General features: G+C 47.0%; 5 protein-coding genes. 4 read left to right on the forward strand and 1 reads right to left on the reverse strand.

Translation table 11 applies throughout. The annotated features are described in order from the left end of the window. The 4 genes from sixA (at position 1) to QUB04_RS24335 (ending at position 6,923) form a co-directional block, all read left to right on the forward strand. The gene (sixA, locus tag QUB04_RS24320; protein ID WP_333141930.1) at positions 1–495 is read left to right on the forward strand and encodes a phosphohistidine phosphatase SixA; all 495 of its coding nucleotides are present in this window, start codon (positions 1–3) and stop codon (positions 493–495) included. A gap of 234 nt (positions 496–729) precedes the next feature. Then, positions 730–1,875: a citrate synthase gene (locus QUB04_RS24325; protein ID WP_333288310.1), complete on the forward strand. Its 1,146-nt coding sequence runs from the start codon at positions 730–732 to the stop codon at positions 1,873–1,875. Positions 1,876–2,251: 376 nt separating this feature from the next. Beyond that, positions 2,252–5,761 (forward strand): sacsin N-terminal ATP-binding-like domain-containing protein, encoded by a 3,510-nt coding sequence (locus QUB04_RS24330; RefSeq protein WP_333288312.1) that lies wholly within the window; start codon positions 2,252–2,254, stop codon positions 5,759–5,761. Further along, entirely contained in the window at positions 5,751–6,923 is a 1,173-nt protein-coding gene (locus QUB04_RS24335; RefSeq protein ID WP_333288314.1) for a hypothetical protein, read from the forward strand. The genes QUB04_RS24330 and QUB04_RS24335 overlap by 11 nt, the downstream gene beginning before the upstream one ends. A 121-nt stretch (positions 6,924–7,044) precedes the next feature. On the opposite strand, the gene argZ is transcribed toward QUB04_RS24335, so the two are convergent. Further along, on the reverse strand, positions 7,045–9,159 hold the full coding sequence (gene argZ / locus QUB04_RS24340; protein WP_333288316.1) for a bifunctional arginine dihydrolase/ornithine cyclodeaminase: 2,115 nt from the start codon (positions 9,157–9,159) through the stop codon (positions 7,045–7,047). Positions 9,160–9,442 lie beyond the last annotated feature (283 nt).

Consider the following 9,442-nt stretch of genomic DNA (forward strand, 5'->3'; position numbering starts at 1 on the left):
ATGGTTATTTATCTGATCCGGCACGGTATCGCCGCCGCACCCGAAGAATATGATACAGACTCTGAACGCCCCCTGACTAAAGAGGGCGATCGTAAAACCCGGAAAATTGCCCAACGGCTGTACGAGCTCGAAATTCAGTTTGACTTGATTCTCACGAGTCCCCTACTGCGGGCCCAGCAAACGGCGCAAATCCTGCAAACAGTCGGTTTGAGTTCCCAAATAGAAGAATCCGCCGCCCTCGCACCTTCAGGAGACATCGGGAACTGGCTGGAGTGGTACAAACAGTGGCAGGAAATAGGTAGCGGCAGCTTGGCCCTGGTGGGCCACCAACCAGACTTAGGCCACTGGGCAGAAACTTTGCTTTGGGCTCGATCGCAAGATGCCCTGATTCTCAAAAAAGCAGGTATCATCGGCTTAATCCTCCCGGAAACCGGCTCCCCTGTGGGCCGCAGCCAAATGTTTTGGCTAACTGCGCCCAAGTTTTTGCTGCACTAGAAACAGCGAACCGCCCCGACATTAACAGGACGCGCCAGCCCTCTTAAAACGGCATTCTGGGACGGGGAAACCGGGAAAAAGGGGCGACAATACGCAGCGGTGCGATCGGGCTGTCTGTTGAAAAACCCGGTTTCTGAACCCCAATTAAATGATTATTTGTTAAGACTGCGACACTATCTTGGTTTCTGGTAATGTACTTTTATGTAGATTGAACTCACACAAAACGGTATCGCAATGGTCGTCGGCGAATTCAAACCAGGTTTAGAAGGTGTTCCCGCCACCTTGTCCAGCATTAGCTACGTCGATGGACAAAAAGGGTTGCTGGAATATCGCGGGATTAGCATCGAGGAACTGGCACTGAAAAGTTCCTTTCTCGAAACTTCATATTTATTAATCTGGGGGGTACTTCCGACAAAGGAAGAACTCGAAGCTTTCGAGCATGAAATTCGCTATCACCGCCGGATCAAATATCGCATCCGGGACATGATGAAATGCTTTCCTGAAAGAGGACATCCAATGGACGCCCTGCAAGCTTCAGCGGCAGCCTTGGGCTTGTTCTACTCTCGCAGAGCTCTGGCTAACCCAGCATACATTCGAGAAGCTGTAGTGCGGCTGCTAGCTAAGATTCCCACAATGGTAGCAGCGTTCCAGCAAATGCGACGGGGAAATGACCCGGTGCGGCCGAGGGATGACTTGGACTACTCGGCTAACTTTCTTTATATGCTCAACGAGCAAGAACCCGATCCGCTGTTAGCTAGCATTTTTGACACTTGTCTGACTCTCCACGCTGAACATACAATTAATGCCTCTACATTTTCGGCAATGGTAACAGCTTCGACGCTGACAGACCCTTACGGAGTGATTGCTTCAGCAGTTGGCACTTTGGCGGGGCCGCTGCACGGGGGAGCTAATGAAGAAGTGATTGATATGTTGGAGCAAATTGGTTCGGTAGAAAATGTGCGGCCTTTTGTCGAGAAGTGCGTTGCAAATAAGGACAAAATTATGGGTTTCGGTCACCGAGTTTACAAGGTGAAAGATCCCAGAGCAACTATTCTTCAGAGGTTAGCGGAACAGTTGTTTGAGAACTTCGGCCACGACGATTATTACGACATTGCTATCAAGTTAGAAGAAGTGGTTGAGGAAAAACTAGCTCACAAGGGAATTTATGCAAATGTAGATTTCTATTCGGGTTTGGTTTACCGCAAAATGGGAATTCCGCTGGACTTATTTACACCAGTTTTTGCGATCGCCCGTGTTGCCGGCTGGTTGGCCCACTGGAAGGAACAGCTAGAGGCAAACCGCATTTACCGCCCGACTCAAATATATACGGGGACTCACGGTGCTCCTTATATTGCGATCGAGGACAGACTCCCATCCTAAAGCTAAATTATCAACCCAGATATTTAAATGGCGAGAGGAATTGTTTTGCTTTCGTGAAGTGTGGAATTAAAAATTGCTTTCGCCTTCCGAGTCAGGAAGCAATCTCTGTCTGCCAAAAACTGCCGTGCTGGGTTGCACCCCTCTTGTATGTTGTGGTGTTTGTTGGCGACAATAGTAAGAAGTGACGATTTTCAGGAACTCCGGTCCTCAGACTTGCGGGTCTGAGGCTTTTTATTGCAATATTACGAATAGCTTTCGGTAGGTTGCTGCGCGCGCACCCTACTTGTATTTACGCTTCGCTTGTATAGTATTAGATACAAAGTGAAGATGCGCGATCGCATTTAAATTCCTCCCGCTTTTAGTCGTCAGAACATCTATGGCTTACAGCAACAGCGAAATTGAGGGCAAGTCTTTCTACCAATCCGAACCCTTGATCGCCCGCTTGAGAGGGATTATCCGAGATTATCCCGAAGGCGTTGGCATTATCAAAGAGTTGATCCAAAATGCTGACGACGCTAAAGCAACGCGCGTAGAAATTACTCTTGATTGGCGCCACCATCCGGTCAAACAATTGCCTGACGATCGTATGGTACGGCTAATGGGGCCGGCGATGTTAGTCTACAACGATCGCGTGTTTGCAGATAAAGATTTTGAGAGCATTCGCAGTCTGGGACAAAGCGAAAAAGCGCGAGATTTGCAGAAAACGGGTAGATTTGGCGTCGGGTTTAATGCAATATATCATGTTACAGATTATCCTAGTTTCGTATCGCGCGATCGCATCATCTTTTTTGACCCTCACGGCGCGGCGATTCCCGGCACTTCCCGACAAGAACCGGGACGCGAATGGAATTTGGCAGACGCTAAATGGTACGAAAAATATCCCGATTTTATGCAAGTCTACGCAGCGGGAGGATTGCCATTTGGAGATACAAATTTTCAAGGCACTTTGTTTCGCCTGCCTTTAAGAAGTGCAGAACACGCGGAAAATAGCGAAATTCGCAAACAAGCTTTCACCGAATCAAACGTTAAGGAACTGCTAGACGAACTGAGGCATTCCGGTGAAGAACTTTTGCTATTTTTGAAATCGGTTCAGGAAATTAGAGTTTACGAAATTCCGGCAAACAGTCAAGAAACCAGGCAAGAAATTCTGGCGATTGTCACCAAAAATCCGCAAGAAGTCCGAGAAGCGCGGCAAAAACTCCTCAATGCAATTCCAGAGACTCCCGACAAACTGCTGGAATTGTGCCGCCGCAATCCTGACGGTTTGGTATCGGTTTCTTACCGTCACGAGATAGAAACGATTAGCTGCGATCGCACAATCAAGTCTACTTGGAGAATAGTCAGTTTAATTCGCACAGACGAAGGCGGCGATTTGGCAAAAGTCATAAAATCAATGTACGAAAGCCAAGAAAAAGTCTTGCCTTGGGCGGGCGCGGCTGCTAGAATTAATGCTGTTAGTACCGAGGGAAATCCTCAACCTGTTTCCGGCAAAGTTTACTGTTTTTTGCCGCTTCCCCTGGAAACCGGGCTGGCGGTTCACATCAACGGTTTTTTCAACTTAAATAGTTCGCGGGACAACCTCAGCAGCGACAGCGGACAAACTGGAAAAGACAGGCCGAGAGCTATTTGGAACGGGCTACTCGCGCAGCACGTTTTGTCCCGCGCTTGTGCTAACTTAATTGTCGATTTAGTGCAAGATATCGGACGGTTTAAGCCAGAAGAATTTTACCAACTTTGGCCGGTTAGCAAAATTACTACTAGCAAAGCTCTGGAAGAACTGTACTGCTTTGTAATCAAGTTATTGTATCAGAGAGAAGTTGTGCGATCGGCTGTAGAACACGCTGTAACTCAACATCTATTCAGCGGGGCAGTGGTGTCACAAACAAGATGGGTGACGCCTCCGACAGTCAAAAATCTACCTTCTAAAAAGTTGTGGGACGAATTATTAGCAGCAATGCGCGCCGACAATATCGACATTCCCGAACCGCCATTACCCGATTCTATTTTGGCAGCTTTTAAAGATGCAGGTTTGCTGTTGCAAACATTCACGGCAGCTAACTTGCGACAACACTTAACCGAAAACAAACAGCTAGGCGTCCCCTTGCAAGATGCACCGAAACCCAGCTTGCAAAATAGACAGTGGATTGCGAATATGCTGCGCTATTGCATCAGCGACAATCACCGGGATTTGCGCGGTTTGCCGCTAGCTTTTCTCGCTAATAATACTCTGCAAGTATTTGGTTACAACCCGATAGGCACTATTTACTTTTCCGAAGAGACATCAAGGCAGATATTTGCCGATCATCTAGAATGGTTTTTGCATCAAGATTTAAGCCAGGTAGTGCCTACACATAACATGATTGGCGTGTCAGAAATGAAGGCTACAGAAGTAGCGAGAAAATTGGTTTATGTCATTAGTTCAACGCAGTCACAATGCGATTGGCAATCTGATGCACTAAATCCACCAAATGCAGAGTGGTTGACTCTCGTATACAATTATTTTTTTAATATCTCCCCCAGATATCTGTCGCCAGAAACAGTCGAGGAATTAAAGAAAGTTCCACTGGTTCCGGGAAATGATGGTAAGCTTCACAAAGGAGGAACTGCGGAAACTCCTTTGTTGTGCGCTGATAATATTGCAGCGGAAACGATCGAGGCTGTACAGTATTTTGGGGTGACGCTTGTCAAAGCACCGGCTAAACTTGAAAGTGCGATCGCCCAATTTGCTCAAAGACACAAAAATCTCTTAGTCTATTTTCTGACAGGCCCAGATGTCCTAGACACAGTATCTTCGCGGTGCGATCGAGGTTTGCCGCCCTACCACCAACAGCATTATACCTCTCTCCTCAATTTCCTGGCAGCTTCAGAACCAACAAATTACGACCAAGATAGCCTCAACAAGCTGCGTCAACTACCAATTTACCCCACAACTTCCCACGAAATAGTTTCCCTCAACGATGAAAATGTCTACCTTCCGGGCGGTGGATACGAACCGCCGGAAATTGCAGGTACGTTGAGGCTTTTACGCATAGAAAAAAACAGGCAATGGCTGCGGCTGTTCCAATTTTTGCAAGTTCCGGTACTGAATCGCGCTAGACTAATTCGCGAGTGTTTGTTACCTGAGTATGCCTCATTTGCTCCTGAAGAACAATTAATCGCGCTGGCGTGGATTCGAGAGCATCTGAATGATGCTTGCAAAGAACTAGAAAAAGCAGGAGAGAATGCTTTTTCATTCCAGGAAGAGCTGAAAAAGGCGCGTTTGGTACGCTGTAGCGATCGCAGATTACGCTCTATCGAACTAATTTACAATCCCGAAAGTCAAGTAATCCGCAACATTCTCGGAAATTTAGCAGCTATTCCAGACATGGAATTTTACTCGCAGGATTATGCACTCTGGCTCGATTTTTTCGATAATTTGGGGATGCGAAAAACCTTGAGTGCAGATGACATTGCAGCTTGTGTTGACAATCTAATTCAAACCGCCAATCGTTCGGGTACAGGCGCAGTAACCGATGCTTGTATTGCGGTTTTTAACTACATAGTTGATAATTGGGAGGCACTAAAATATACCCAAATTGGGAATACCAACAAAACACTGGCTGAAACACTCGCAGATAAACCTTGGCTTCCTGTCGAGCAAAATCCTGAGAAGTTAAGCCAATATCCCGCCGCTGCGATACCTGAACCCAGGCTGTATCGCGCTAAAGATGTCTGTTTCATTCAAGATGTTCGCTTAGTTGCTAGCCAAAAATTTTTATTTGCACGCCCTGAGCGCGACTTGCTGAAGCCCGAAATCAGAACTGCACTTGGTTTTCAGCCTGTAGATACCACTACAGTTATCGACCACTTTGATACACTAATCAAAACTTGGGAAAATGACAGTTGAAATCACGACATCCGACGCTCTAAACGCACATTTACAATCAGTAAAGGCAATTTACAAGTATCTCGATGATACTTTCATCAAAGGCAGTATTTCCAGCGAACAACGCCAGCAAATTCAAAAGCGCTTTGCTCACCGTCAATGTCTGTGGGATGAGTCTAGGGGTAAGTTTTGGCGGCCAAAATACGCTTTTTTGGATGACGTGCCTTTTTTCGGCAACCGCCGCACAACTATAGCGGTTTCTCATCCATTTTCCGAAGTCTATCAGCTTTTGGGACAAGGGCGATCGCCTGTTGTACAAGATTACCTAGATTTTCTCGAAGAATTAGCAGCAGAGTACAGCAACACACCTTTAAACGCAGCAGATAAAAACTCTGCGATCGAGGTCATCGGCCGTCTAGAATCTCAACAGTCATTAGAAGGCTGCATAGTGAAAAACCCACCGATTCTTACTGCTAACATCACACTTGCTCCCGCCTGTCAAGTTCTCATCCCGGACGCACCTTGGCGCAAAGATTACATTGATCCCAACCGGATACTGCACCAGCACATCTCCCCAAACTTTGCCAAAGCTGCGGGAAGTCTTTCTTTATTAAAAGATGTGATTGAACGTCCGACGACGGTCAAAAATGCCCTAAATTCTAAAAGTAATGATTGGTGTCGAGAATGGCAAAATACGCTAAATTCCCCAGAATTTATATCGGGTTTAAAGCGGCTGATTTTCCACGAGCGCGACTCGGAACCAATCCTCGATATCATCTGGATTGCAAAGGCTAAAGTTTCGCCAGCTAGTCAAATTCATGTAGATTTATTCTGGAAGGGTGAAACCAAAATCGCGGCATCTATACCGGGGACTCAATACTTTGATGAGTTGAATAAAATATTTCATATTATCAGTAGCAGTAGCAGATACATTATGCTCTGCTATTTAGCAGAGAGTATTAATGCTCGACTCGGCGAATATGCAGTGCAAAATCTGCTGCCGCTGGCAAGCATTCTGGATGCTGAGCCGAACAATATTAATGCTTTGCTAAATGAGTTGCGAATTAGGTCTTTACCGGGCGATTTGTCTCCCGTCACCGCCCCTAATTTAGAAATTACATCCTCTGCAGGAGAAAAGGGCGATCGACAGGGCGATCGCTCAATTTATTGGGGCGCATTTTGATCGATGATAATGAGCATTATTATCGGCTCTGTAAGGTGCACATTGTGCACCCTACCAGCCTCTATTCTTCAGTCCGCGCAAGCTGACTTCGTTTGTGTAGACGCGGTTTCAACCGCCGACTCTAAACAGATTGAGTTACATGATGACGGCTAGTCAATTTATCCAATTGATTCACCAACAAACTGAGGAACAATCCGACATCGGTAACAACTCCAGTAGATTCGATCGAACCCCGATCGCTCAATTTCGTCACCACCGCCGGATTAATGTCCACACAGACCATCTTCACACCCGCCGGCGTCATATTTCCCACACCAATTGAGTGCAGCATAGACGACAGCATTAACACCATATCCGCACCGCGCAGCAGTTCGGTATATTCTTCTTGAGCCTTAACTAAATCCATTTGCGTGTCGGGAAGTGGGCCGTCATCGCGGATCGAACCCGCAAGAGAAAACGGTATATTGTTCTTCACGCACTCGTACATCACACCGTTAGTAACCAACCCTGCTTCAACAGCTTTTGCAATACTCCCGTAACGTCGCACAGTGTTAATTATTTTCAAGTGGTGCCGGTGTCCACCGCGCACAGCAACACCGCGTTTCATGTCAACCCCTAAAGAGGTTCCCATATTCGATTGTTCCATGTCGTGAACTGCGATCGCATTTCCGCCCAACAACGCTTGCACGTAACCTTCGCGAATCAAATGCGCTAAATGTTCGCCACCGCCAGTGTGGATAACAACAGGCCCCGCCGTAACTACAACTTTGCCACCGCGATCGCGAATTTGGCGCAATTCCCACGCTACTTGTTCCACCACCAATTCTACGCGGCGCTCGCTAGAAACGCTGCCCGACATAAAGCTGAATTCTTGAGAATTGCGCTGTTCCCGCGATTCTGTTTTGCGGATGGTGCGGATACCCACTACATCTACAACGACTTTTTCTCCTACTTTTAAATCGCGCAATAATTTGCATTTAGCCACTGGGCCATCAGCGGTTTCAGTAATAGCAACAGCACCATCCATCCGCTGATTTTGCGCTTTCACCCACTGACCATTTACCCGCACTTCCGTGGGATAAATCGTACTAACATAAAAGTCGTCCGGGCCAACGCCATCTTGCACTACCGGTTCTAAAATAGCGTCGCAAATTTCTTGTGGTGGCGGCACTGCACCCAAGTCAATCAGCATTCCCATCATTTCTTCCATCACATCGTGGGAAGGAGCCGAAACTTTAACGTCCGCAGATGATGTGCTTTGCCGCTGCTCTCCCAGATTGAAATTGAGCACTTGGAAACTGCCACCGAGATCGACAATTAAGTCTAAAGCGCGGCTGATTAAACCAGCATCGAGCAAGTGACCTTCCATGCGAATTGTGCGGCTTTCTACCATCACGTTTGCCGATCGATCTTCTTGCACCGGTTCCGTTACCCGCAGCGTCAAACACTTACAGGCGCCGCCCGCTTTTAGAAATTCGGTCATCGGCGTTTCAATTACTTGAAAACCAGCCTTAGTAATGCGCGTTTTCAAGGCTTCGCTAACCTTGTTCATTACCACAACTTTGTCAATATTGACGGCATTGCAGGCAAAATTTGCGGCATCGGCTTCTTCAATGGCAATGCGTTTTTCCGGCGCAACTCGCATTTCAATTAAGCGGTTGGAATACGAGTCAAATGCTGCTGGATAGTAGAGCAAATAGCCGCCTGTCAAGGGACAAAAACAGGTGTCTAGGTGATAGAAACGTTCGTCAACTAAACGCAGCGAAAGCACTTCTATGTTGAGCCATTTTGCTAGTAGCGGGTGCGAGTCGAGCTCGGAACGGAAGCCGTATCCGGCCCACAACCAGCGTCCTTCGCGATCGAGTAAAGCATCGCCAGCGCCCTCAAACGGCAAGTCTTTCGGGAGTTCGTGCACGGTGAAACCTTTGCTTTCAAACCATGCTTTGAAATAGGGTTCTTCGCCTTGGCGTTCTTTGTGATAGAAACGGCTGAGGACGAAGGTATTGCCTAAAAGTAAGCCGGCGTTGGCGGTGAAAACCATATCCGGCCAGCCTTTGGCCGGCGGTACGAGGTCTACAACGGCGTTGTCTTTGAGGACGTGGTAAAGTTTTTCCCACTGTTCGACGGCGCGATCGCGCGATGATTTGTGGACATTTCCCTCCATCCACGGATTAATCACGTAATCCACATCGTAGTGGTCGGGAGCGCACATGAGGAAGCGAATTGAGTCAGTCATAATTCAGTTAAAATGTGGTAGACGCTACAGCAGACGTATGTTGACAGAGTTTGTATAATAGCAACTGTAATATTCACTACTAATTTTAGCAGCGCAACGTCTGGAGCCTCAAAAGGCTAACTCTTTATTATATCAGGTTTAAAATGAGATTACACTAAGGAATGAGAATTAAATAACTTCCACAAGGAAAGTGGGATGGGCGTCCCGCCCGTCCTTTTTGGACGGGCGGGACGCCCATCCCACAATAACAATTAAAATTGTAAGTTATTTAATTCGCGATCCT

This window comes from Microcoleus sp. D2_18a_B4 (genome assembly GCF_036702475.1).
GTDB lineage: Bacteria > Cyanobacteriota > Cyanobacteriia > Cyanobacteriales > Microcoleaceae > Microcoleus.

Coding starts and splice junctions, on each gene's coding strand:
- QUB04_RS24325 (WP_333288310.1), top strand. CDS start 730: ATGGTCGTCGGCGAATTCAAACCAGGTTTAGAAGGTGTTCCCGCCACC.
- QUB04_RS24335 (WP_333288314.1), top strand. CDS start 5,751: ATGACAGTTGAAATCACGACATCCGACGCTCTAAACGCACATTTACAA.
- sixA (WP_333141930.1), top strand. CDS start 1: ATGGTTATTTATCTGATCCGGCACGGTATCGCCGCCGCACCCGAAGAA.
- argZ (WP_333288316.1), bottom strand. CDS start 9,159: ATGACTGACTCAATTCGCTTCCTCATGTGCGCTCCCGACCACTACGAT.
- QUB04_RS24330 (WP_333288312.1), top strand. CDS start 2,252: ATGGCTTACAGCAACAGCGAAATTGAGGGCAAGTCTTTCTACCAATCC.